The organism is Acuticoccus sediminis (assembly GCF_003258595.1).
Lineage (GTDB): Bacteria > Pseudomonadota > Alphaproteobacteria > Rhizobiales > Amorphaceae > Acuticoccus > Acuticoccus sediminis.
In genome coordinates this window covers 645,659-667,786 of record NZ_QHHQ01000003.1, presented here as the reverse complement: position 1 = coordinate 667,786, position 22,128 = coordinate 645,659, and the positions used below count along the sequence as shown (strand labels likewise).

The 22,128-nt window shown below is 70.8% G+C and carries 18 protein-coding genes; 5 read left to right on the top strand and 13 right to left on the bottom strand.

What is annotated here, in order from left to right; all coding sequences use genetic code 11:
- Positions 1–62: 62 nt before the first annotated feature.
- Entirely contained in the window at positions 63–560 is a 498-nt protein-coding gene (locus DLJ53_RS17270; protein ID WP_111347490.1) for an SRPBCC family protein, read from the bottom strand.
- A gap of 92 nt (positions 561–652) precedes the next feature.
- Positions 653–1,297, bottom strand: coding sequence for a peptide-methionine (S)-S-oxide reductase MsrA (gene msrA, locus DLJ53_RS17265; protein ID WP_111347488.1), 645 nt, complete (start codon positions 1,295–1,297; stop codon positions 653–655).
- Between the two features lie 189 nt (positions 1,298–1,486).
- On the opposite strand from msrA, the gene DLJ53_RS17260 reads away from it, so the two are divergent.
- The 3 genes from DLJ53_RS17260 to DLJ53_RS17250 are packed head-to-tail and all read left to right on the top strand — an operon-like array spanning position 1,487 to position 4,282.
- Positions 1,487–2,437, top strand: a complete 951-nt coding sequence (locus DLJ53_RS17260) for an ABC transporter ATP-binding protein (protein ID WP_111347486.1) — start codon at positions 1,487–1,489, stop codon at positions 2,435–2,437.
- Entirely contained in the window at positions 2,434–3,195 is a 762-nt protein-coding gene (locus tag DLJ53_RS17255) for an ABC transporter permease (protein ID WP_111347484.1), read from the top strand. The genes DLJ53_RS17260 and DLJ53_RS17255 overlap by 4 nt, the downstream gene beginning before the upstream one ends.
- A gap of 4 nt (positions 3,196–3,199) precedes the next feature.
- Positions 3,200–4,282: a glycosyltransferase family 2 protein gene (locus tag DLJ53_RS17250; protein WP_111347482.1), complete on the top strand. Its 1,083-nt coding sequence runs from the start codon at positions 3,200–3,202 to the stop codon at positions 4,280–4,282.
- Here the strand turns inward: DLJ53_RS17250 and DLJ53_RS17245 are convergent.
- Positions 4,255–4,845, bottom strand: a complete 591-nt coding sequence (locus DLJ53_RS17245; RefSeq protein WP_111347480.1) for a dTDP-4-dehydrorhamnose 3,5-epimerase family protein — start codon at positions 4,843–4,845, stop codon at positions 4,255–4,257. The genes DLJ53_RS17250 and DLJ53_RS17245 overlap by 28 nt on opposite strands.
- A gap of 161 nt (positions 4,846–5,006) precedes the next feature.
- On the opposite strand from DLJ53_RS17245, the gene DLJ53_RS17240 reads away from it, so the two are divergent.
- Positions 5,007–6,302, top strand: coding sequence for a hypothetical protein (locus DLJ53_RS17240; RefSeq protein WP_111347478.1), 1,296 nt, complete (start codon positions 5,007–5,009; stop codon positions 6,300–6,302).
- A 105-nt stretch (positions 6,303–6,407) separates the two neighbouring features.
- Here the strand turns inward: DLJ53_RS17240 and grxD are convergent, their stop codons facing one another.
- From grxD to DLJ53_RS17220, 4 genes are all read right to left on the bottom strand, one after another.
- The gene (grxD, locus tag DLJ53_RS17235; protein WP_111347477.1) at positions 6,408–6,746 is read right to left on the bottom strand and encodes a Grx4 family monothiol glutaredoxin; all 339 of its coding nucleotides are present in this window, start codon (positions 6,744–6,746) and stop codon (positions 6,408–6,410) included.
- Between the two features lie 144 nt (positions 6,747–6,890).
- On the bottom strand, positions 6,891–7,124 hold the full coding sequence (locus tag DLJ53_RS17230) for a BolA family protein (protein WP_111347475.1): 234 nt from the start codon (positions 7,122–7,124) through the stop codon (positions 6,891–6,893).
- Between the two features lie 53 nt (positions 7,125–7,177).
- Entirely contained in the window at positions 7,178–9,358 is a 2,181-nt protein-coding gene (gene purL / locus DLJ53_RS17225; RefSeq protein ID WP_111347474.1) for a phosphoribosylformylglycinamidine synthase subunit PurL, read from the bottom strand.
- 208 nt (positions 9,359–9,566) lie between these two features.
- Positions 9,567–10,187, bottom strand: a complete 621-nt coding sequence (locus tag DLJ53_RS17220; protein WP_111347472.1) for a deaminase — start codon at positions 10,185–10,187, stop codon at positions 9,567–9,569.
- 75 nt (positions 10,188–10,262) lie between these two features.
- On the opposite strand from DLJ53_RS17220, the gene DLJ53_RS35565 reads away from it, so the two are divergent.
- Entirely contained in the window at positions 10,263–12,425 is a 2,163-nt protein-coding gene (locus DLJ53_RS35565; protein WP_202913203.1) for a mechanosensitive ion channel domain-containing protein, read from the top strand.
- Between the two features lie 85 nt (positions 12,426–12,510).
- On the opposite strand, the gene fliK is transcribed toward DLJ53_RS35565, so the two are convergent.
- The 6 genes from fliK to DLJ53_RS17185 all read right to left on the bottom strand — a co-directional run bounded on the left by fliK (position 12,511) and on the right by DLJ53_RS17185 (position 21,919).
- Positions 12,511–14,190 carry a flagellar hook-length control protein FliK gene (fliK, locus tag DLJ53_RS17210; RefSeq protein WP_111347470.1) on the bottom strand — a complete coding sequence of 560 codons (1,680 nt, stop codon included), beginning with the start codon at positions 14,188–14,190 and terminating at the stop codon, positions 12,511–12,513.
- Positions 14,187–16,730, bottom strand: coding sequence for a hypothetical protein (locus tag DLJ53_RS17205; protein WP_111347469.1), 2,544 nt, complete (start codon positions 16,728–16,730; stop codon positions 14,187–14,189). The genes fliK and DLJ53_RS17205 overlap by 4 nt, the downstream gene beginning before the upstream one ends.
- Positions 16,727–18,106, bottom strand: a complete 1,380-nt coding sequence (locus tag DLJ53_RS17200; RefSeq protein WP_146619990.1) for a flagellar motor protein MotB — start codon at positions 18,104–18,106, stop codon at positions 16,727–16,729. Before DLJ53_RS17200 ends, DLJ53_RS17205 begins: the two co-directional genes overlap by 4 nt.
- Complete coding sequence (locus tag DLJ53_RS17195) at positions 18,099–19,040, bottom strand: hypothetical protein (protein ID WP_111347465.1); 942 nt, start codon at positions 19,038–19,040, stop codon at positions 18,099–18,101. Before DLJ53_RS17195 ends, DLJ53_RS17200 begins: the two co-directional genes overlap by 8 nt.
- Positions 19,040–20,650, bottom strand: coding sequence for a flagellar basal-body MS-ring/collar protein FliF (fliF, locus tag DLJ53_RS17190; RefSeq protein WP_111347464.1), 1,611 nt, complete (start codon positions 20,648–20,650; stop codon positions 19,040–19,042). The genes DLJ53_RS17195 and fliF overlap by 1 nt, the downstream gene beginning before the upstream one ends.
- A 309-nt stretch (positions 20,651–20,959) precedes the next feature.
- Positions 20,960–21,919, bottom strand: a complete 960-nt coding sequence (locus DLJ53_RS17185; protein ID WP_111347462.1) for a flagellin N-terminal helical domain-containing protein — start codon at positions 21,917–21,919, stop codon at positions 20,960–20,962.
- Positions 21,920–22,128: the final 209 nt, after the last annotated feature.

Here is a 22,128-nt window from a genome sequence, read left to right as displayed (position 1 = left end):
GGCCGCGCTCCCCCGAGGGGGCGGTTTCTGCGGAGTGTGTCGGGGCCTGCGCTGCGGCCCTCCTACTTCTCGGCGGCGGTGACGATGCCGGTCAGCCCCGCCTCGTAGATGCCGTCGATCACCTTCACCGCCTCGTCCTCGCTGGCGCCGGACGGGTCGAAGGAGCCGGTCCAGTCGATGCGCGAACCGTCGCCGTCGGCGGTGACGACGATCGTCGATTCGTAGTTGGCGACCGGCAGCGGGCTCTCGATGATCTTGTAGGTATATTCCATCGCGTCGTCGTCCCGGCCGACGAGGTCCTCGACGATGGTGCCGCCGCCTTCCAGGCTCAGCGTGCGGCGCATGGTGCCGTCATGTTCGGAGAGCTCGCACTTGGCGACGGCCGGATGCCAGGTGGCGATGGCGCAGAAGTCGCCCACGGCCTCCCACGCGGCGGCGGGCGCGGCCGATGTCGTCACGCTGCGCGCGGCGTCGGCGGCGAGCGAGGGCCCGGCCACGAGGGCGGCGAGCGAGGTGCCGAGCGTCAGGGCGAGCGCGGTGTTGAGAGCGGTGCGGGTCATTGGTCCTCCCATCGGTGCCGGCGGCTCGAATCGGCCGCCCGGTCGTTGATGGAAGGAGCGTCACTCTTTCTGCGGCCGGCTCAACCCCCGCTTTAGGATGGCGTGTGGGCTTTGCCCCAGACCTCTTCGACCCGCGCGTCGCGGCCGCAGTTCCAGCGATAGTAGCGGTACTTCAGCGGGTTCTTCTCGTAGTAGTCCTGGTGGTAGTCCTCCGCCGGGTAGAACGGGCCGGCGGCCTCGATCGGCGTCACGATGGCTTCGTGCAGCGCCGCCGCCGCGTCGGCCTTCGCAGCCTCGGCCGCCTCGCGCTGCGCCTCGTCGCCGACGAAGATCGCGGTGCGGTAGCTCTCGCCGCGGTCGCAGAACTGGCCGCCCGCGTCCGTCGGGTCGACGTGGCGGAAGAAGTAGTCCACCAGCGTGCGGTAGGAGACCCTGGCGGGGTCGTAGGTGACTTTCACCGCCTCGTAGTGGCCGGTGTTCTCGTGGCTCACCTGCTGGTAGGTCGGGTTGGCGACGTGGCCGCCGGTGTAGCCGGACTGCGTCGCGACCACGCCCTTCACCTTGTCGAAGTCGGACTCCACGCACCAGAAGCAGCCGCCGGCGAAGATCGCCGTCGCCGTCGGGCCGGTTGCGGCCTGGCGGGCCTTGTCGCCGCCCGCGTCGGCGCTCAGGATACCCGCCGTCAGTCCCGTCGCCAGGGCCAGCGCGGTCAGCACGGCGCGCACGAATTTCGTCATAGCGATGACCACCTCAGTTTCCACCCCATGTAATTACGCTTTCGCAGGGTCCTATGGGCCGTGACGCATTCGTTACCTTTTGCGGCGGGAGGCGCGGTCCCACTTGGGGGGAGTGGTCTCAGCGCCCGAGTGTGCCATTTAGGCGCGGAAACGGGCGGGCCGCCTCAAACGGTCCCAACGGAGCCTTCCATGGATACCATTCTATCGGTCGAGAGGCTGAGTAAGACGTACGCCTCCGGCCACACCGCGTTGAAGGACGTGTCCCTCGACATTCGGCGCGGTGAAATTCTGGCCCTCCTGGGGCCCAACGGCGCCGGCAAGACGACGCTGATCTCCGTCATCTGCGGTCTGGTGAAGCCCACCAGCGGGCGCGTCACCGTCGACGGTGCCGACATCGTCGAGGACTATCGCAAGGCGCGCTCCCTGATCGGCCTCGTGCCGCAGGAGGTGACGCTCGAGCCGTTCGAGAAGGTGGGGACGGACGTCGCCTTCTCCCGCGGCCTGCACGGCAAGCGCGCCGACAGGGCCTACATGGAGAAGCTGCTGCGCACGCTGTCCCTGTGGGACAAGCGCGATTCGCCGATCCTCGCCCTGTCCGGCGGGATGAAGCGGCGCGTCCTGATCGCCAAGGCGCTCGCGCACGAGCCGCGCATCCTCTTCCTCGACGAGCCGACGGCGGGCGTCGACGTCGAGCTTCGCAAGGACATGTGGGCCGCCGTGCGCGAGCTGCAGCGCCAGGGCGTCACCATCATCCTCACCACCCACTACATCGAGGAGGCGGAGGCGATCGCCGAGCGCGTCGGCATCATCTCCAGCGGCGAGCTGCTCCTCGTCGAGGAGAAGGACCAGCTGATGGCCCGCATGGGCCGCCGCCAGCTCACAATGACGCTCGCCGAGCCGCTGAAGCGCATTCCGGACATTCTCGCCGGCTATGATCTCGCCCTCGAGACGGACGGGCGGTCGCTCGTCTGGAGCGGCAGCGGCGGCGAGGAGCCTGTCGGCGCGCTCTTCAGGGACGTGGCGGCGGCGGGGCTCACGCTCTGCGACGTGGAGACCGACCAGCGCTCGCTGGAGGACATTTTCGTGGAGCTGGTCTCGGCCGACGAGCGCGCGCACCAGACCCGAGAGGCGGCCGAATGAACACCTACGCCATCTGGGCGATCTACCGGCACGAGATGAGCCGGGCCTTTCGCACCACGTTGCAGTCCCTCGTGGCGCCGGTCATCACCACGTCGCTCTATTTCGTCGTGTTCGGCGGGGCCATCGGCTCGCGCATCCAGGAGGTCGAGGGGGTCTCCTACGCGTCCTTCATCGTGCCGGGCCTCATCATGCTGACGGTGCTGACGCAGTCGGTCACCAACGCGGCGTTCGGCATCTTCTTTCCGAAGTTCATCGGCTCGATCTACGAGTACCTCTCCGCGCCGATCTCCTTCTACGAGCTGACGATCGGCTTCGTCGGCGCGGCGGCGACGAAGTCCGTCCTCATCGGCCTCATCATCCTCGCGACGGCAACGGCGTTCGTGGACGTCCACATCGCCTACCCGGTGGCGATGGTGCTGCTTCTGGTGCTGACCTGCATCGTCTTCGCGCTGTTCGGGTTCATCATCGGGATCTGGGCGCGCAACTTCGAGCAGCTCCAGCTCGTGCCGCTCCTCATCATCACGCCGCTCGTCTTCCTCGGCGGGAGCTTCTACTCGGTGACGATGCTGCCGGAGCCGTGGCAGACGGTGACGCTCTTCAACCCCGTGGTCTATCTGGTCTCGGTGTTCCGCTGGAGCTTCTTCGGGGCGGCGGACGTCAATCTCGCGTTCTCGCTGCTGATGATCGCCCTGTTCTCGGCCGCGTGCATCCTCATCATCCGCTGGATGTTCCGCACCGGCTACCGCCTGCGCGCCTGACCCGATGGCCAAGACGCTGATCCTGTGCCCGACGCACGACCACGCGGACGCGCTGCTGATGTCCATCTCGGCGGTCCGCGCGCAGTCGGTCACGGATTGGCGCATGGTGGTGATCTGCGACGGAGCGCCGGCAAGGACGGTGGAGATCCTGCAGGCGATCGGCGACGACGACCCGCGGGTGGAACACCGCGTCTTCCCCAAGGGGGAGCGCTACGGCGAGGCCTACCGGGACATCGTGATCCGCGAGGCCGGGGAGGAGATCGTCTGCCACCTCTCGGACGACGATCTCTGGCGCACGGGCCATCTGGCGGCCATGCACCGGCTGCTCGAGGAGGCCGACTGGGGGCGGCAGGGCGTCATGTGGCTGCCCGCCGGCGACGACGTGCGCTGGCGCTTCGCCAACGCCGGGACCGCCGTCTCGCGCCGCGCGGCGGCGGCGATGCGGCCCCTCGCGCCGGGCCTCAACAACGTCGCCTACCGGCGGGAGGCCTACCTCCGGCTCGCCGAGGGGTGGACACCGGCGCCCGAGCCCGGGCCGTCCGACCTCTTCATGTGGGCGAAGTTCTTCCAGGCAGAGGGGATGCGGATCGCCTCCAGCGCCGAGGCGACGGTGCTGCGGATGCCGAGCCGCGGCAAGCGCAGCCACCTGACCCCGACCGAGCGGGCGGCGGTCCTCGGCGGATGGCTCCCGGCCATCAACGATCCGGCCTCGGAGGCGCTGTCGCTCGGGCAGGCGGACATCCTTCGCGGCCTCGTCACCCTGTTCGCCTACAGCGAGCTGGAGCACGCCGGAACCTTCGACGCCGCGATCGAGCACTGCGGCCTCCGCCTTGTGGAGCCGGGGGCGCCGTTCAACGTCGCGGTCGACGGCGCGCCGCTCGACGTGCCGATGAGCCGGCGCCAGCGGCGTCAGGCGCGCTGCGCGTTCCTCGCGGTGAAGGCGGCGGTGACGGACATCGACGGCGTGGACCGGCGGTGGCGGGACTTCGCGGCGGAGAACCCGAAGTTCGCCCGGCGCGCTCTCAGGGACCTTTCGGTGCTGCCGCCGCCGTTCCCCGATCAGGCGAGGCGGCTCGCCACGCTCTGACGCCCCTCGCGCCAGGCGATCACCGCGGGGTGATCGGCATGCTGCTCCGAGAGGCGGGAGAGGCTCATGTCCTTCGGCGACAGCGCCGGCTCCTCCGTCGGCCATGCCACGCCGATGAACGGGTCGGACCAGGAGAAGCCCCCGCGCGTCGCCGGATCGAACTCGGCGGAGACGTCGTTCAGGTAGTCGACGTCGGTGTGGCAGTAGAAGGCGTTCCCGAGGCCGGCGGCGACGAAGACGCGGTCACGCGTCCCCGGCGCGTCGCCGAGCTCGAAGGTCACGTGGGCGCCGAATGTGGGGCTCTCCGGCCGGGGGTCCGCGACCACGATGAGCGCACGCCCGCTCGCGACGGCGACGAGCTTGTCCCACGGCTCCGCATGGAAGCCGCGCAGGACCCCGGCGCGCGAGCGCGAGTGATTGCCCTGGGCGAAGCGGTGGGGCCGGCCCAGCGCCTCGGTCAGGGCGGACTGCTTGTAGGTTTCGAGGAAAAAGCCCCGCTCGTCCTGCAGCACCGTGGTGCGCACAAGGAGGCATCCCTCGATCGGCGTGGTCTCGACCTTCATCGGCTCCCGCTTCTCCGGCCGTGGCGCCCCGCTGCGGCGCGTCTCCGCTTCTCACGTCTGCGCTAGGCCGGTCCGGACAGGCTTGAGTTCGCACCACATTGGCAGCACTCTGAGGTTAATCGTCAATCTCGGGGCCTCGAATGCGCGTCGCTTGGCCAGGTATGGCGTCACTTCTGTGCGTGATCCTCGCGCTTGCGACCGGGGTGAATGCGGCCGAGATCCGCGTCGTCGACGATGAGGGCGAGCGCCCGCGCATCGTCATCGCGGGCGAGATCGAGCTGGGCGACGCCGCCCGCTTCCGCAGCGTCACCGTCGACCTGCCGCCGGCGGTCATCTACCTGGACGGGCCGGGCGGGAAGCTGATCGACGCGCTCGCGATCGGCGACCGGCTGCGCGAGCGGGGCGACTTCACCGCCGTCGCCGCCAACGCCCACTGCACCTCGGCCTGTGCGCTGATCTGGATCGCGGGGGTGGAGCGCTCCTGGCAGGACGGCGGATCGATCGGCTTCCACGCGGCGGCGGCCCGGGAGGGCGACGTGGTGCGCATGACGGCAAGCGGCAACGCGATCGTCGGTGCCTACCTCACGCGTCTCGGCTACCCCGTCAGCGTCGTCGTGATGGCGACCGAGGCGGACCACACCTCGATGTCCTATCTCACGGCCGATCTGGCCGAGCGGTCGGGCCTGACCTACACGCGGGTGCCGAAGGGGCTCCGCGACGGGCAGCTCGCGACCGCGTCGGTCCCGTCCGCGTCGCAATCGGTCACGATGGGGAGCCTGCGCCACCGCATGACCGAACGCCAGGACGAGGCGCGCGAGGAGGCGGTGGTCCGCGCCCGGCAGTTCCTCGACTTCTACTTTTCCAGCGCCAACGCCTCGCCCGGCGCGCTGCGCACGCTGGCGGGCCGGGTCTATGCCGATCAGGTCGACAGCTTCGGCCTGCGCATCTCCCGCGCCGACCTGATCCGCCGCCGGGCCGACCAGGCCGAGCGCTGGCCGAGCTATTCGCTGACCAAGAACGGGGCGCCGTCGATCACGTGCACGTCCGGCGGGCTGGCCTGCACGGTGATCGGCGAGGCCGACTTCGCGGCCGCCAACCCCGGAACCGGCGCCCGGAGCGCGGGAACGCTGATGTACACTTTGAGGCTGCACCGGATCGGCGCCACGTTCCGCGTCGTCCACGAGGATACCCAGGTGGTGCCCGACCGCGTGACGGGCCTGACCCGGCAGATCCAGGCGGCGCTGGTGAGAGTGGGGTGCGCGCCGGGGCCGGTCGACGGTCTCTGGGGGACGCGCACGGCGCGTGCGCTGGCCGACTACGCCCGCGCAGGCGCACTCGAGCTCGACACCACGCGCCCGACCTACGATGCGCTGGCGCTGATTTCCGTCGCGGGGGGAGCGTCCTGCCGTCCGGGAACCGAGGAGGCGTCCGCGGGGACGGCGGGGCCGCAGCTTTAGTCGCTGCGGCGATGCGGGGGCGCTGGTCCGGCCCCGCAGGGGCGGCACGGCGGGCGCCGTGCCGGATGTCGTTCGGGGCCCGGCGGATGCCGTGCCGGGTGCGTCTCAGGCGGCGGTATCGCGCATGGAGATGCCGTTGGCCGTCATGTGGCTCTGCAGCTCGCCGGCCTGGAACATCTCGCGGATGATGTCGCAACCGCCGATGAACTCACCCTTGACGTAGAGCTGGGGGATCGTCGGCCAGTTGGAGTATGCCTTGATGCCGTTGCGGATGCCGTCGTCCTCGAGGACGTTCATCGTCGTGTAGTCGACCCCGAGATAGTCGAGGATCTGGACGACCTGGCCGGAGAAGCCGCACTGCGGAAACTGCTTCGTGCCTTTCATGAAGAGCATCACGTCGTTGCTCTTCACCGCATTGTCGATCGTCTGGTGAGCGTCCGTCATGTGATACTCCCATGAGAAGCGGCGGTGCCGCGGACTGTCTGGTGCGTGTTTCGGAGTGCCGGCGACCGGTCGCTTGCGCAATTAGGTGCCGGCACAACATTCGACAAATAAAGCGTCATCGCCTCAGCGTCGAGGGTCTCCGGACTATTGCGGAGCCGACGTCTGCAGGGCGAGGGCGTGCAGTTCCCCGCCCATCCGGCCCTTCAGCGCGTCGTAGACCAGCTTGTGCTGGGCGACGCGGGTCTTGCCGCGGAAGGACTCGGAGACCACGACGGCCGCGTAGTGATCCCCGTCGCCGGCAAGATCGCGGATCTCGACCGTCGCGTCAGGCAACGCCTCGCGAATGAGGCGTTCGATCTGGTGTGCGTCCATCGCCATATTCGTATCTCCGTTGGAGACTTAGGATAAAGCCGCGCGGCGAATGACACAATTCATGGCTGCGCCATAAGAGCAGGCAGGTAAGACTCGTGCGCCTCGGTCAAGGCCGCAACCGGGAGCGACAACTTGCCCGGAATCTCCAGCGAAGCGCCGCCGACGAGGCCGATCGGGGCGATCGCGATGCCGGCGTTCGCCGCCGCCAGGAGGAGGCGGTCGGTGTCGGACGTCGCCAGCACATAGCGGCCCTGTTCCTCGGCGAAGAGGTGGACGTGGAGCGGGTCCGGAATGTCGAGCCGGGCGCCGATGCCGGACGTCATCGCCATCTCGGCGAGCGCGGTGCCGAGGCCGCCGGACGAGATGTCGTGGCAGGCCTTGACGATGCCGTCGACGATGGCGGCCCGTACGAAGTCACCGTGGCGCTTCTCGAGTGCCAGGTCGACCGGGGGCGGGGCGCCGTTGCGCGATCCGCGGACCACGTCGAGGTAGAGCGACTGGCCGAGGTGCTCCCCGTGGCCGCCGACGAGGAAGATCGTGTCGCCGGCCGCCCAGGCGAGGGTCGCGCGCACGTCGACATGGTCGAGCTTGCCGACGCCGCCGATCGCCGGGGTCGGCAGGATCGATTTGCCGTCGGTCTGGTTGTAGAGCGAGACGTTGCCGGACACGACGGGGAAGTCGAGCCCGCGCGCGGCCTCGCCGATCCCGTGGATGGCACGGACGAACTGGCCCATGATCTCCGGGTTGGTCGCGGCACCGAAGTTGAGGTTGTCGGTCAGCGCCAGCGGCGTCGCGCCGACGGCGGTCAGGTTGCGCCAGGCTTCGGCGACGGCCTGCTTGCCGCCCTCGAACGGGTCCGCCTGGCAGTAGCGCGGGGAGACGTCGACGGTCATCGCGAGCGCGGTCGGCCCGTCGCCGACGCGCACCACCGCGGCGTCGCCGCCCGGGCCGCCGACGACGTTGCCGGAGATCACGTGGTCGTACTGCTCCCACACCCAGCGGCGCGAGCAGCCGTTGGCGCTGCCGATCAGCGCCAGCAGCGCGTCGCCGACGTCGTTGGGGGCGGCGAGGTCGGCCTCGGTCAGGGCCGGCGGGGCGGCGGGCTCGGTCCACGGGCGGTCATAGACCGGCGCCTCGTCGCCCAGCTCCTTGATGGGAAGGTTCGCCTCCTCGACACCGTTGTGCCAGACGCGGAACCTGAGGTCGTCGGTGGTCTCGCCGACGATGGCGCTCTCCAGCTCCCATTTCTCGAAGATGGCGCGCGCCTTGTCCCAGTGTTCCGGGTTGAGGACCATGAGCATGCGCTCCTGGCTCTCGGAGAGCATCATCTCGTAGGCCGTCATGCCGGTCTCGCGGCAGGGCACGTTGTCGAGGTCGAGGCGGATGCCGAGGTTGCCCTTGGCCCCCATCTCCACCGCCGACGAGGTGAGGCCGGCCGCGCCCATGTCCTGGATCGCGATCACCGCCCCGGTCTTCATCAGCTCCAGGCACGCCTCGAGGAGGCGCTTCTCGGCGTAGGGGTCGCCGACCTGGACGGTGGAGCGCTCGGACTGGTCCTCGCTGTCGAACGAGGCGGACGCCATCGTCGCGCCGTGGATGCCGTCGCGCCCGGTCTTGGAGCCGAGGTAGACGATCGGCCGCCCGACACCCTCCGCCTTGGACAGGAAGATCGAGTCCTGCCGCGCGAGGCCGACCGCCATCGCGTTGACGAGCGGGTTGCCATTGTAGGACGGGTCGAATTCCACCTCGCCGCCGACCGTCGGCACGCCGAACGCGTTGCCGTAGCCGCCGATGCCGGCGACGACGCCCGACACCAGATGGCGCGTCTTTTCGTGGTCGGGGGCGCCGAAGCGGATCGCGTTGAGGCAGGCGATGGGCCGCGCGCCCATGGTGAAGACGTCACGCAGGATGCCGCCCACGCCCGTCGTCGCGCCCTGGTAGGGCTCGATGTACGAGGGGTGGTTGTGGCTCTCCATCTTGAACACGACGGCGAGCCCGTCGCCGATGTCGACGACGCCGGCGTTCTCGCCGGGGCCGTGGATGACGTTCCTGCCCGTGGTGGGCATCGTGCGCAGGTGGATGCGGGAGGACTTGTACGAGCAGTGCTCGTTCCACATGGCCGAGACGATGCCGAGCTCGGTCAGCGTCGGCGTGCGGCCGATCAGCCCGCAGAACCGCTCATATTCATCCGCGGTGAGCCCGTGCTGCGCCACGAGGTCCGGCGTGATCTCGACGTCCATGGAGTCCCCTTGTCAACCTTCCTGCCGCTTATGGACGCCGAACGGGTGCGTCAAGGCGCTGATGCGAGGAGCTGACAGGCGCGCGCGTCGTTCGGACTGTCCGACGGGGCCGCCCGGCCGCCATTTCCTCGCCGCGCAACCCCTCCGGTGGACCCTAGGTGGGCCGCCCGGCGCGCGAGCCAAGGCCCTGCGGCGACCGTGCGACCCGTCAGGCGAGGGGGATCGTGTTGCCGGACTTGGTCGCCTGGTACTGCGCGGAAAGGTCGGCGTACCGGGCGCGGATGCGCTCGGCCTGCGCATGGAGCGGCGCCGCCTCGGCCTGCGGCAGGGCCGCGACGAGGTCCATCACGGCGCGGGCGTGCCAGAAGGCGTTGTCGTGCCGGTAGGCCCCGTCCTGCACGCCGAACACCTCCGCCATGATCTTCAGGTCGTGCGGGATGGCGAACGCGTCGCGGCTGTCCTCGTAGGTGAAGAAATAGAGGATCGTGTCGAACCCCGCCCAGGTGATCGCCGCGAGGCACATGGGGCAGGGCTCGTGCGTCGACAGGAAGATGAAGTCGCTCGGCGGGCGCGAGGCGATGTCGGGCCGCTCGTGGATGCGCTTCAGGAGGTGGACCTCGCCGTGCCACAGCGGGTTCTCGGTCTCGTTGTTGGTCTCCGCGAGCGCGGTCGAGAAGTCCGACTTCTCGATGAGCGCGGCGCCGAAGATCTTGTTGCCGGCGGCGACCCCGGCGGCGGTCATCGGCAGGACGTCCCGCTCCATCGCGTCGAGGGCGCACGCGGGCAGTCGCGGATCGGACAGGAGCGGGGGAGAAGGCGCTGCGGGCATCGGGGCGTCACGGTGGGCTTCGTTGCGCCCAATGACGGCATTTGGCACAAAGAGCGAGGAACGGAGGCGAGCATCATGGCACGGATCATCAGGCTCGCGGGAACGATTGTTCTGACCATTCTGCTGCTCTGCGGCGCGGCGTGGGCGCAGACGAAGCCCAGCGAACCCCCCGCGGGCAACGTGGAGTCCGCGCTCGATACCCTGCGCGGCGCCGGCTACACCGTGTTCGTCGCTCCGCCGGCAGCGGAGGCGGCGCGCGACGGCCTCGCCGTGCCGGACATCTCCAAGGTCGGCACGTTCATCGCCTCGGTGCGCCTGTCGCTCGCGCAGATCCTGGCCGAGGGGCCGCGGACGCCGAAGCGGATGCTGGACGCGATGGCGAAGGCGGGCGGCGGCTCGCTCCTCTGGCTGCTGCCGGCCGCGCTGCTGACGCTCGTCTCGGTGACCGTCGGCTACTTCGCCGGGCGCGTCACCGCTCGTTTCGTCGGGCGGCTCTGGAGCACGGTCGGCTCGACCCCGCTGGAGACGCGCTCCGGGCGCATCATGTGGGCGCTCTGCTCCATCGCGCGCGGCGGCGCGGCGACGGTCGCCTTCGCCGGGGCGGGGGCGCTGGTGACGATCCTCGCCATGCCCGTGCGTTCGCCGGCGCAGGTCAGCTCGCTCCACGTGATCGGCATGCTCTCCACCTTCCTGGCGTTCCGGGTGATCGTGCAGGCGATCCTGATGCCGGGGAACGCCGAGGCGCGGCTCGTCACCATCGGCGACACCCTGGCCGGGGCGCTGTTCCGGCGCATCCTCCTCGTCGCCTTCCTCGGCAACTTCGTGACGTGGATCTGCTTCTGGCTGGCCTACTTCCCGCTCGAGCCGCGCACGCATCAGTTCCTGCTGGTCGTGGCGCCGACCTTCAGCGTGGCGATGCTGGCGGCGCTGGTGCTGGTCTACAAGCAGGCGATCAAGGCGGCGATCCTCGGCGCGTCCGAGCCGCCGGGCTCCGTGCGGCGCGCCGTGGCACTGACGTGGCCGTTCCTGGTGATCGCCTACCTCTTCATCGGCTGGTTCGCCAACATCGCCGAGGTGACGAGCTCGAACCGGCTGACCGTGGGGCCGGTGATGGCGCCGGTGCTGGCGATCGCGTTCGGCCTCTTCGTGACCGGGATCCTCCTCATGATCCACGACCGCCGCTTTCCGGCGGGATCGGAGTTCGACCCGTGGAGCGTGCTCTTCGAGCGTCTCGCCCGCGGGATCGGCGTCCTGTCGGGGATCGCGCTCCTCGGCGTCGTATGGCACATCTTCGGCTCGCCATGGGGCCACGTGCTGAAGGGCGGGCTCGCCATCGGCGTGATGGTGCTGTTCGCTTGGGTCGGGTGGAGCGCGGTGCGCATCTTCGTCAACGAACGGCTGGAGGCCGAGCGGGAGGCGAACGGCGGCACCACTGCCGACACCGAGAGCGAGGGGTTCGGTCCCGGCGCGACCCGGCTCGAAACGCTGCTGCCGATCTTCCGCAACGTGGTCCTGTTCCTGATCTTCGCGGTCGTGGTGATGGTGGTGCTGAGCGCGATGGGCGTGAGCGTCGCGCCGCTCTTCGCCGGGGCCGGCGTGGTCGGCCTCGCCATCGGCTTCGGCGCGCAGGCGCTGATCCGTGACATGTTTTCCGGTGCCTTCTTCCTGCTCGACGACGCGTTCCGCCGCGGCGAATACGTCGAGGTGAGCGGGACGGCGGGGATGGTGGAGAAGATCTCCGTCCGTTCCTTCCAGCTCCGGCACCATTCGGGCCTGCTGCATACGATCCCGTTCGGCGAGATCAAGCAGCTCACCAACTACTCGCGCGACTGGGTGATCATGAAGCTGCCCATCCGCCTGACCTACGACACCGACATCGAAAAGGTGCGCAAGCTGGTGAAGAAGCTGGGTCTGGAGATGGCCGAGAACGAGGAGTACGGACACCTCTTCCTCGAGCCGCCGAAGAGCCAGGGCGTCATCCAGATGGACGACTCGGCGATGATCGTGCGGATCAAGTTCAAGACCAAGCCGGGCGACCAGTTCGTGCTGCGCCGGCACGTCTACCAGCGGGTGCGCGACGTCTTCTCCGCGAACGGGATCAAGTTCGCGCACCGCGAGGTGACGGTCCGCGTCGCGGATGCGGCGGACGACGACATGCGCCGTCAGGCCGCGCTCGGCGCGGTCAGCCAGTCCGAGGCCGAGCGCGCCCGGGGCATGTCGGGCGCGGAGATCTGGTAGCGCCCGCCCCGGACCGCGCGGGGGCGGGCATCGCGCCCGAAGCGGCGCGCAGGTGGTCCTGCGCGCCGGTCAGCGCCGATGGCCGTCAGACGTGGATCGCGCGGCGGCCGCGGCTCTCGGTGACGGCGGGTCGCCGCTGCCGCCGCTCCTCGAACTCGCGTCGGTCGCCGCCACCGGGGGACGGGTTGTCGTCGCCCCATCCGCTCTGGGTCGAGGCGGCCGCCTCCACGGTGATCTCCGAGGCGTCGTAGCCGGCGCGGCGGATGAGCTGGGTGAGCTCGCCGCGATCCTCGTTGAGGCGGGTCGCCGTCTCGCGATGGCTGGCGACCACGCTGACCTTCAGCGCGCCGGCCGTGAGACGCATCGTCACCGTCAGGGAGCCGAGCGCTGCCGGCTGGAGCTGGATTTCGACCACACGCACCGGGCCGGCGGCCTGCCGGGGCTGCGGGCGGACGGCAGCGTCCGCCGGCTGGAGCGAGGGTGCGCGCACGTCGGAGGTCCGCAGCTCGGCGACGGTCCGCTCCAGGACGCGTCCGAGCTGGTCCGACGCGGCACGCGCGTCCGGTGCCGAGCTTGCGGGATCGCTCGCGGGGGGCGGACTGTCGGTGCCGGAGGACTTCGCCGCGGAACCTGCCGCCGTCCCTTCACGGCGGGGCATCATGACCGGGGCGAAGTGAGTCTCACGCCGGGTGACGGTCGAATGCAGGGCCTCGTGGACGGGGGTGGACTCGGAGGCGCGGAGCTGCGGCATCCGGCGCCGCTGCTGCTGATGGTCGAGGTCCTCCACCGTGATCGGCGCCATGTTGGCGACAACGTCGGCGCGGACGCTGCGCGCGGTGCCGTGCATCTCGCCGCGATCCGCCGGTGGCGTCCGGCGCAGGAGGTCCGGGCGGACACGAGGGGCGGTCTCGAGGTCGCCCGCAATGCCGGGACGCGGGCCGTCGGGCTCGCCGCGCGGCTGATGGGGCCGCGTCCAGCGGGCTTCGGCCGACGGCTCGGTCCCTCCGGCGACCTGAGTCCGGGGAAGCGACGGCGCGAGGCGGTCGCGGGCGGCCGGACGGTCGGCAGGCACCTCTCGAGACTGCTGCCGAGGGATGTCGCGCGCCTCGCCGCGCAGGAGGCCGCGGCGTGGAGGCACGCTCGCTTCGGCTTCCGGCACGCCGCGGACCGGCCGCCCGGATGCCGTGCGCGGTTCGCCGTCGCCCGGTGCCTGCTCCCGGCGGGGGAGGACGGTGGACCGCCCGTTCTCGGAACGCCGCGCGACCGTCGCGGGCTCGGCGGGGGTATGACGCACGGCGTCCGCGGCAGCGACGTTGCGCACGGCCTCGCCGCGGATGCCGTCGGTACGGTCGGCACGGTGCACCTCGACGCGGCCGGGATCGGTCTCTGTCCGATCGGTCACGCGTGGATCGCGGGCGCCGGCGTCGCTGCGCTTCTCGAGCCGCGCGGCGGCCCCGGCGACGCGGTTGCCGCCCTCGGGCGCGTCGCGTCCGGCGTCCTTCGGCCGCGCCTCGCGGTCCGCCACGAGCAGATGGGCGAGGTCGGCGCGGCCGGGCTTGCCGGTCTTTGCCGCCGCTGCCCGGGCGCTCGGTTCGTCCGGCGGCGGGGCGGTCTCGCCCGGCGAGGCGTCGCCCGAGGGGACCTCGCTGTTGAGGGCGGCGGCGAGCGCCTGCTGGAAGGCGAGCGAGAAGCCGGGGCCGGGCTGACCCTGACGGGTCGCCAGATGAGGCGCCGCGAGCTTCGTGTCCGGGACGATCCGGGTCATTCGGCAGTCTCCAAGAGGGAATCGATGGAGGAGACGGCGGCCGCCACGCGCCGCTCGACATCCAGGGGAGGGCCGAGCGGGTCATCCCCGGCCGTGTTGTCGTCGGGAGGCGCGGCCGCGGGATCTGCCGGCGGCGCGCCCTCGAGAGCGCCGGACCCGTCGGCGGAGGCCATCGTCATTTCATCGGGCGGGACCGGGAGGTCCATCGCCGGCTCCGGCAGGGTCACGACCGACCGGGAGAGGCTGAGGGCGGCCTTCAGGAGCGCCGCGTCGTCGTCCGGCAACGTCTCGCTCCGGAGCCGCTCCAGAACGGCGGTCGCGCTCTCCAGCCTGTCCGGCACCACCACCTCGGCCGCCGCCTGGTAGAGTTCGGCGCGTGCATGGTCGAGCGTGCCGGGTTCGGCGGTCTCGAGCACGCGCGCGGCAGCGGCCTGGGTCGCGGTGTGGCTCCCGGTCTCGATCGCCGAGCGGGCGATGAGGAGGTAGAGCTCCTGGCGTCCGGCGACGGTCATCGATTCGAGCATCGGCTCGAGCTTGTCGATGGCGTCGGGGTCCTTGATGAAGCTCATCCGCGTCACAGCGGCGGCGAGGCGGCGCCGGAAGTTGCCGGCGTAGACCGAGCTGCGGAACTTGCGGAGGTACCGGTCCACCATCTGCTCGAACTCGGGGTAGTCGTCCGATTCCGAGGCGAGCAGGATCGCCCGGCGCAGCGCCGCCTCCTCGACCAGCGTGCCCGGCGCGTTGAGACGCGCGTCGTCGAGGTAGTGCATTGCCTCCTCGCGGTCGTCGCCGACGACGAGGGCGGCCTGGGCGAGGCGCATGGTACCGAGGATCGAGCGGGCGATATCGGTGCCCTCGACGGCCTTGAAATGGAACTTCGCGTCCTCGGTCCGCCCCTCCGAGAAGGCCAGGGCTCCCTTGGCGAGGTGCATGTACTCCTCATCGAGCCAGGCGTCGCGCACCACGTCGCGCACCACGGTCGGATCACCGCCCGACAACGCGTACGTGACGAGGGCGCGAGCGTTGCCGTGGTCCTCCCACTCGCGCGGCGCGGAGGTGGTGAAGCGTTCGCCGATCCGCCGGTTGAGGACGCGCTGGGCCTGCAGCGCGGTGGACGAGCCGCGGGCGATGTCGTCCTGCAGCGCGGTCAGCATCCTGATGAGCTGGACCGGGGTCGGACCCGGCGGGATCGGCGTGGTGTCGACCCGCTGCGGCGCGTCCTCGCCATCGTGGCTCTCTTCGCCATGGCTCGCGCCGTCACCTTCACCTTCGGCGTCCGCATGAGCTTCGGTTGCCGCATGAGCTTCGGCGACCTCGTGCGCGTCGCCGTTCGTGGCGGCCGTGTCGTGGGCGCCGTCGCCGTGCGCGCCGTCGGCGGACGTCGCTGCGTTGTTCCCGGCGACGTTCCCGGCGTGCGCCGTGTCGTAGTTATGCGGCTCATCGCCATGCGCCGCGATATCTTCGCCGTCGCCCGGCGCATCATCCGCGCTGCCTTCGGCGACCTGCGGGGGCGTCTCGGTCGGCGCGTCCTGGTCCGCGTCGGACTCGCCGCTGGCTGCCGGGTGGTCGTCGGCCGCGGGCGCGTTGGCTGCGGCACCTTCGGCGACCGCACCATGCGTGTCGCTGCGAGCTTCGCCAGCCGGCGCAGGGACCGCATCAGCCGGCGCAGGGTGAGTGTCATGGGCGGTCTCGCTCGGGGACTCGGGTACGGGCGCGGGCCCGTGCGGCGCGCCGGCCGGCATGCCGCCGCCGTGATCCGCGGCATGGACTTCCGCGACGGCCGAGACGGCGGCGGTCGCGGCGGTCGCGGCGGTCACTATCGCGGCCGCCCGATGCGGATGGACCCGCGGCACATCGCGGCGCAGCGGCGCGGGAGGCGACGCAAGGGTCGCGGCATCGCGCGACAACGCGGGACCGTCCGCCGGGGCATGGGCGGGCGCGGCCGCGATCCCGCGCGCGCGCCGTGGGGAGGGCGGCGGGACCGGGATCGACGCGGCCCGGGCACGGGGCGCCCGGGGCGCGGTTCGCGCTGCGGCGGGGGCTTCGTCGGCGTGCATCGGCGCGTCCGGCATCCGGCCGGACGGGACCGCGGTTTGGTGGGGGGCGCTACCGGGTGCGGGGACGGGGACGCGCGAGGACCGGGGGGGCGTCGGGACCGCCCCTTGCGCTTCAGGCGCGCCTTGGTCCGGCGTTGCGTACCGCGGGCGTTGGGACGGGGCGCGGATATTGAAGCTCGGCTTGAAGTCCACGCGGTTCTTGCGCTTGGACGGCCGGGCCTGCTCGCCAAGCAGCCTGGTGACGTCATTCTCGAGCGGGCGCCGGAGCGGGTCCGCGACGACGCGCCCCGTGTCCGGCCCGTCCGGCGCACCCGACGGCCGCAAGTCCATCGGCGTGCCGCTCCGGCCGGACGACCACGCCATGTGGTCGGGGTGGGTGCGGTAGATCGACAGCCGTTCGGAGTCGGCCAGCAGCGGCGTCGCCACGGCGAGCTGCGAGACGATCGCGGTGGAGAGGGCTAGGCGGTGGGAGAGACGGATCACGGGGTCACCTCGGCCGGCTCGTACAGGATCTCGATGCGGCGGTTTTCATCGGCGTAGGGGTTCTCCGCGTTGGTCGGCTCGCGGTCGGCGAGACCTTCGACGCGCGCGATGCGGTCCTCGGAGACGCCGTTCGCGACCAGCGCCCGCTTCGTCGCGTAGGCGCGCTCGAAGGAGAGCACCCAGTTGTCGGACGTTCCGGACGCGAACTGGCGCGCATCGGTATGCCCGCGCACCACGACGCGGCCGTCGCGGTCGGCGAGGGCCTGGGCGACGCGGGCGAAGAGCTGCGAGGTCTCGCGCGTCGGCACCGCCGAGCCGATGGCGAACATCGAGAACGCGCGGTCGTCGGTCAGCGAGATGAGGACGCTCGTCTCGCCGGCGGTCACGCCGATGTCCGCGTCGACGCCTCTCAGCTCGGCGGCGATGCTCTGCGCCGCGTCGGCGAGGGCGATGGCGCGCGGGTCGGGCCTGTCGGCCTTCCGGTCCTGTGCGGCCGGCTGCGCGCCGGCGGCCGCGGCGCTGGCGGTCTCGTTGCCGTAGACCGCGAGCACCGCCTCGGCGAGGGGCGAGCGGGGGCCGACGGACGGGGCCTGCTGCGGCTCCGGCGGGTTGTTGGCGGCGAGCGCGGGCGAGCCCGGCACGGCATTCATCGGCGAGCTCTCGTAGGGGGTGTCCGGCGCCTGCTGGGCCGGCTCGGTCGGCGTGCGGTCGGCGGCGTCGATCCTCGCCTGGTTCGGGATCGCGCCCGGCGTATCGTTCGGTCCCGGACGCAGCGAGCGCGACGGGCGCGGCGAGGTGGTCTGCCAATAGGCCGGGTCGAACGGATCGCGAGGGGCGTCGCGCATGTCGGTGTTGCCGTCCGCGCCGACCTGGGACTGCGGCACGTCGACCGCGACCGGCTCGTCCGGCGCGACTTCGGCGGCGGCCGAGGTCATGACGGCATAGGGGTCGTGGAAGGCCGCGCCGGCGTTCTCCTCGTTGAGGCCGGAGGAGGCCATGCGCTTGTCGTTGCCGATCTCGACATTGCCGCCGCCGGACGCGCTGCCGCCGTCGCCGGGCGAGTTGGAGCCCATCGGGCGGTCGCCGACGGGCTGGCCGTCCTCGTTGCCGGAGGCGGGAGGCTGGGTGTCCTTCGTCGGATCCTCGATGCCGCGCACGTCGGTTGGGGAGGACATGAGGTTCATCGGATTGAAGTAGTTCGCGATGGACTTCTTGATCTCCTCGTCCGTGGCATTGACCAGCCACATGATGAGGAAGAAGGCCATCATCGCGGTCATGAAGTCGGCATGGGCGACCTTCCAGGCGCCGCCTTTCTTCGCTTCCGCGACTTCCTCGATCCGCTTGAGGATGATGAGGTCTTGGGGTTTGTCAGGCATCGTCCCCACCGATTGTCCTGGCGAGCGTCTCCGCCCACGCGCCAATGGTCGTGCGCAACGTCGTCTCGTCGACGGTGACGGCGAGCTCGGTCTCGCCCTCGGCCACCTCGAATGCGACGCCGCTGTCGCCCGAGGCTTGTTTCAGCGCCTCGACGAACTGGGCGGGACCGCGCACGGTCACCGCCTGTTGCGTGGCGGACGCGCCGACGAGGTCGTCCAGCACGGCGGCGAAGCGGCGCACGGCGGCGTCCCTGATCGCGGTCTCGGCGATCGGGGCGAGGGCGCGGGCGAACGCGTCGGCCAGCCTCTGGTGCAGCGCGTCGAACGCCTCGGTGCAGCGCGCGGCGAAGGCCGTGCCCTCCTCGGCGCACCATCTCTCGCGCGCCTCGGCCACGGCGCGGGCGGCCACGTCGCGCTCGACCTTGCGGGCAAACTCGACGGCGCTGGCCTTCTCGGCCTCCGCCTCGCGGCGCGCCTCGGCGACGGCCTCGGCGATCTGCCGGTCGACCGAGATGATCTCGCCCTTGCCGCCGGCGTTGATGAACGGCGGGACGACCGCGGCGGCGGGGCGGGGCTCGCCCCTTGGCGCCGCGGGCGCCGCCGGCGGGCCGCTCGTCTCCGGCTTCGCCTTCTGCGCGGAGAGGAGGGCCGCCTCGGCGGCGGACAGGGCCTGGCGGGGTCCCTGAGCCGGCGTGTCCGTGGGGGGCCCATCCTCCAGACCCTGGCGCCGGAGGAGCGTGCGGCGGATCTCGGCGACGTCGGGCTCGTCCACCTCTACGGGGTCGGCGGCGTCGTCCCGGGGCGCGGCGAGGGTGGAAGCCGCCTTGCGGAGGAAGACCGGGTTGAACCGGGCGGCCTCCCGCGCGACCGGGAGCGGCGGCTGGGACGCCCCGCCATCGCGGAGCGTCGGGAGGGTGTCGGCGAAGGAGCGCATCAGACCGCCTCAGGCTGCATGAGCCACTGCTTCAGCAGCTTGGCGGTCTTCGCCGCGTCGTAGTCGACGACCTGTTCGAGGCGCTTCTGCGGGGTCTTGTGGGCGCTTGCCTTCAGCTCCTCGATGAAGTTGCGTTCCTCGTCCTCCTCGCCCGAGTCCTCGCCCATGGCGCTCTGGCCCTCGAGGAGGGCGGCGACGGCGGGGTCCTCGTGGCGGGCGGTCAGGGCGCGGATGGCCGGGCGCAGACCGAACCAGATGAGGAGAATGGCCACGATCAGGATGATTGCCGCGTTGATCACCGTTCCGAGCTGGCGGTTCAGGATCGCCAGGAAGCCCTCCGCCTCGACCGGCTCGAGCAGGTCCTTCTCCGGTGCGAAGGGGATGGTGGCGACCTTCAGCTCGTCGCCGCGGTCGACCGACAGGCCGGACGCGGTGGCGACGAGGGCCTGGATGTCGGCGACCTGCGCCTCCACCGTCGGACCGTTCTCGAGGGCGGCGTTGGCGAGCAGCCGGTCCTGGTTGACCAGCACGGCGACGGACAGCTTCTCGATGGCGAACCCGTCGCGGACACGCTCCACCCGGCGGCTCGAGATCTCGTAGTTGGTCAGCTCCTCGCGCCGGTTGGAGTCCTCGGTCGCGTCCGCTCCGCCGGCGCTCGGCAGCTCCTCCTGCGGGATGTTCTGCTGGACGGTGACGGGTTGGTCGATGTTGCGGTTGCGGGCCGACTGCTCTTCCTTGACCGTCCGCACCGAGCGCTCGACCCGGCTTTCGGGATCGTAGATCGTCTCCGCCTCGGTGGTCTTGTCGATGTTGAGCTGGGAGGTGACGGACACCGTGAAATTCTGGACGCCGAGGAACGGCACCAGCGTCTTGCGGATCTGCTCCTCGAGGCCGGAGTTCGTCTCCTTCTGGAGGCGGGCGAGGCGGTCGGTGGACTGGTTGGCCGGGTCGTCGCCGGACGCGAGCACCTGGCCGCGCGTGTCGAGGACGGTCACCGAGCCGATCTCCATCGACGGGATCGCCCCTGCGACGAGGTGGCGGATCGCGTCGGCAGAGGCATCGCCCTTCGGCCCGTCCGTGCGGATCACGACCGAGGCGGAGGCCGGGCGCTGCTGGCGCCGGAAGGAGCCGCGGTCGGACATGACGAGGTGGACGCGTGCGGCGGTGATGCCCTGCATCTCCTGGATGGTGCGCGCCAGCTCGCCCTCGAGCGCCCGCACCCGCGTCACCTCCTGCATGAAGGAGGTGAGGCCGAACGAGCTCATGTCGTCGAAGAGCTCGTAGCCGGCGTTGGGGGAGCGGGGCAGGCCGTTTTCGGCCAGCAGCATGCGCGCCGCGGAGGTGTCGGCGAAGTTCACCAGGACGGCGGTGCCGTCCGGCGAGACGTCGTAGCTGATCTTCGCGTCGGACAGGACGTTTCCGATGCGCGTGACGTCCTCGCGGTCGAGGCCGGTGTAGAGAACCTCACGCGCTGGCTTGGCGAGATAACTCGCGCCGACGCCCACGACGACGAGCGTCGCGACGGCGATGGCGGCGAGTGCGGCAAGGCGCCGGGGGCCCAGCTCCCGCATGTTGGTGAGCACCCGATCGACGTGTTCGCGGCCGGTCATCGGCCCTCCTCATGGCGATAACAGTTTGCTGAACGTGACGGCCGGGAACGAAAAACGCGCACAATCCGGGCCGCTGCAGGGGCAATGTGGCTGATATGCCTGTCGCGTATCTTGCGCGCTCCGGATTGGGCCGGCCGGGCGCCGGGCAGCCGGGGCGCTGTGGTCTTCCGGCCACCGGTGGCGGCGGCTGGACGGGGAGGGAAACCGCCTCGGTGCAGCGCGGCGATGTGGGAGCGCAGGGGCGGCGCCGAACGCAAAAAAGGCCGCCCCCCGGAGGGGACGGCCCGCAGACCTTCAGGTCCGGACGGCCTAGCGGAAGAGGGCCAGGACGTTCTGGGCCGAGGCGTTGGCGATGGAGAGGGATTCCACCGAGAGCTGCTGCTGGGTCTGCAGCGCGCGCAGCTTGGTGGACTCTTCTTCCATGTTGGCGTCGATCAGGGCACCGACGGCGCGGTCGTTGGCGTCCATCAGCGCGTCGATGAACGACTTCTGCGACTCGGCGCGTGCGAGGTTCACGCCGACGGTGTTCTGTGCCGAGATCGTGTCGACGAGGGCGGAATCGACCAGGCTGATAAACTGCTCGAGACGCTGCAGGTCGTCCTCGGAGTCGGTCAGCGCGCTGATGTCGACGTCGAGGACGCTGATGGTGGCGTCAGCGGCGAGCGGGGACGGACCGGTGGTCACCGCCACGCCGCGCTGCTGGTCGAGGATGCCGATCTTCGACGCGGCGGTGGCATGGGCGTCGGTGAGCGTCAGGCTCGAGATGTCGAGGTCGATGGTCGAGATCGAGATGCCGCTGGCTGAGCGCTCGAAGGAGGCGACGATCGCCTTCGTGGCGTTCCAGTCGGCAGCCGAGGAATCGACGGCCAGGAAGTTCTGCTCGTTGATGACCGACGCGCCGGCCTTGTTCTGCATGTCGGTGAGCAGGCCGTCGATCTCGACCTGGACGTTGGTCCGGTCGACGCCCGGCTGGCGGGCCGACACCAGGAGCTCCTTCATCTTCTGAAGGCTGTCGCGGGTCGACTCGAGGCCGTTGTACATGACGTCCAGGGTGGACTTGCCGATGGCGAGCGCGTCCTGGACGGAGGAGAGGGCGCCGTTGTCGGAGGCGGTGGTCGTCGCGATCGCCCAGTACGCGGCCGAATCCTGGGCCTGGGCGATGCGCAGGCCGGTCGACACGCGGTTGTTCGTCGTGTTCAGCGACGCGTTGATCTGGTTGAGGGTCTGAAGCGCGACCATGGCCGCGGTGTTGGTGAGAAGGCTCGTCATCGTCTTTCCTTTGGGAATGTGAGAAAGACATGCCGACGATCGGCTGGAGCAGGGCGGGTACATCCCTTTGGCAAAGGCGGCGCGTGCGCCGGAAAACGGGCTCGGCAGACGCCCGACCAACCTGCAGCCACGGACTGTTTACCCCCAGCCGCTGGTCTGGGGCTTGGGATGCGTAGCGGGTGTCCGGACCGGCGCTACGGCATTGAAAA

Excerpts from the sequence above, each read along its gene's own strand:
- DLJ53_RS17270 (WP_111347490.1), bottom strand. The coding sequence starts at position 560 with ATGACCCGCACCGCTCTCAACACCGCGCTCGCCCTGACGCTCGGCACC.
- msrA (WP_111347488.1), bottom strand. The coding sequence starts at position 1,297 with ATGACGAAATTCGTGCGCGCCGTGCTGACCGCGCTGGCCCTGGCGACG.
- DLJ53_RS17260 (WP_111347486.1), top strand. The coding sequence starts at position 1,487 with ATGGATACCATTCTATCGGTCGAGAGGCTGAGTAAGACGTACGCCTCC.
- DLJ53_RS17255 (WP_111347484.1), top strand. The coding sequence starts at position 2,434 with ATGAACACCTACGCCATCTGGGCGATCTACCGGCACGAGATGAGCCGG.
- DLJ53_RS17250 (WP_111347482.1), top strand. The coding sequence starts at position 3,200 with ATGGCCAAGACGCTGATCCTGTGCCCGACGCACGACCACGCGGACGCG.
- DLJ53_RS17245 (WP_111347480.1), bottom strand. The coding sequence starts at position 4,845 with ATGAAGGTCGAGACCACGCCGATCGAGGGATGCCTCCTTGTGCGCACC.
- DLJ53_RS17240 (WP_111347478.1), top strand. The coding sequence starts at position 5,007 with ATGGCGTCACTTCTGTGCGTGATCCTCGCGCTTGCGACCGGGGTGAAT.
- grxD (WP_111347477.1), bottom strand. The coding sequence starts at position 6,746 with ATGACGGACGCTCACCAGACGATCGACAATGCGGTGAAGAGCAACGAC.
- DLJ53_RS17230 (WP_111347475.1), bottom strand. The coding sequence starts at position 7,124 with ATGGCGATGGACGCACACCAGATCGAACGCCTCATTCGCGAGGCGTTG.
- purL (WP_111347474.1), bottom strand. The coding sequence starts at position 9,358 with ATGGACGTCGAGATCACGCCGGACCTCGTGGCGCAGCACGGGCTCACC.
- DLJ53_RS17220 (WP_111347472.1), bottom strand. The coding sequence starts at position 10,187 with ATGCCCGCAGCGCCTTCTCCCCCGCTCCTGTCCGATCCGCGACTGCCC.
- DLJ53_RS35565 (WP_202913203.1), top strand. The coding sequence starts at position 10,263 with ATGGCACGGATCATCAGGCTCGCGGGAACGATTGTTCTGACCATTCTG.
- fliK (WP_111347470.1), bottom strand. The coding sequence starts at position 14,190 with ATGACCCGGATCGTCCCGGACACGAAGCTCGCGGCGCCTCATCTGGCG.
- DLJ53_RS17200 (WP_146619990.1), bottom strand. The coding sequence starts at position 18,106 with ATGCCTGACAAACCCCAAGACCTCATCATCCTCAAGCGGATCGAGGAA.
- DLJ53_RS17195 (WP_111347465.1), bottom strand. The coding sequence starts at position 19,040 with ATGCGCTCCTTCGCCGACACCCTCCCGACGCTCCGCGATGGCGGGGCG.
- fliF (WP_111347464.1), bottom strand. The coding sequence starts at position 20,650 with ATGACCGGCCGCGAACACGTCGATCGGGTGCTCACCAACATGCGGGAG.
- DLJ53_RS17185 (WP_111347462.1), bottom strand. The coding sequence starts at position 21,919 with ATGACGAGCCTTCTCACCAACACCGCGGCCATGGTCGCGCTTCAGACC.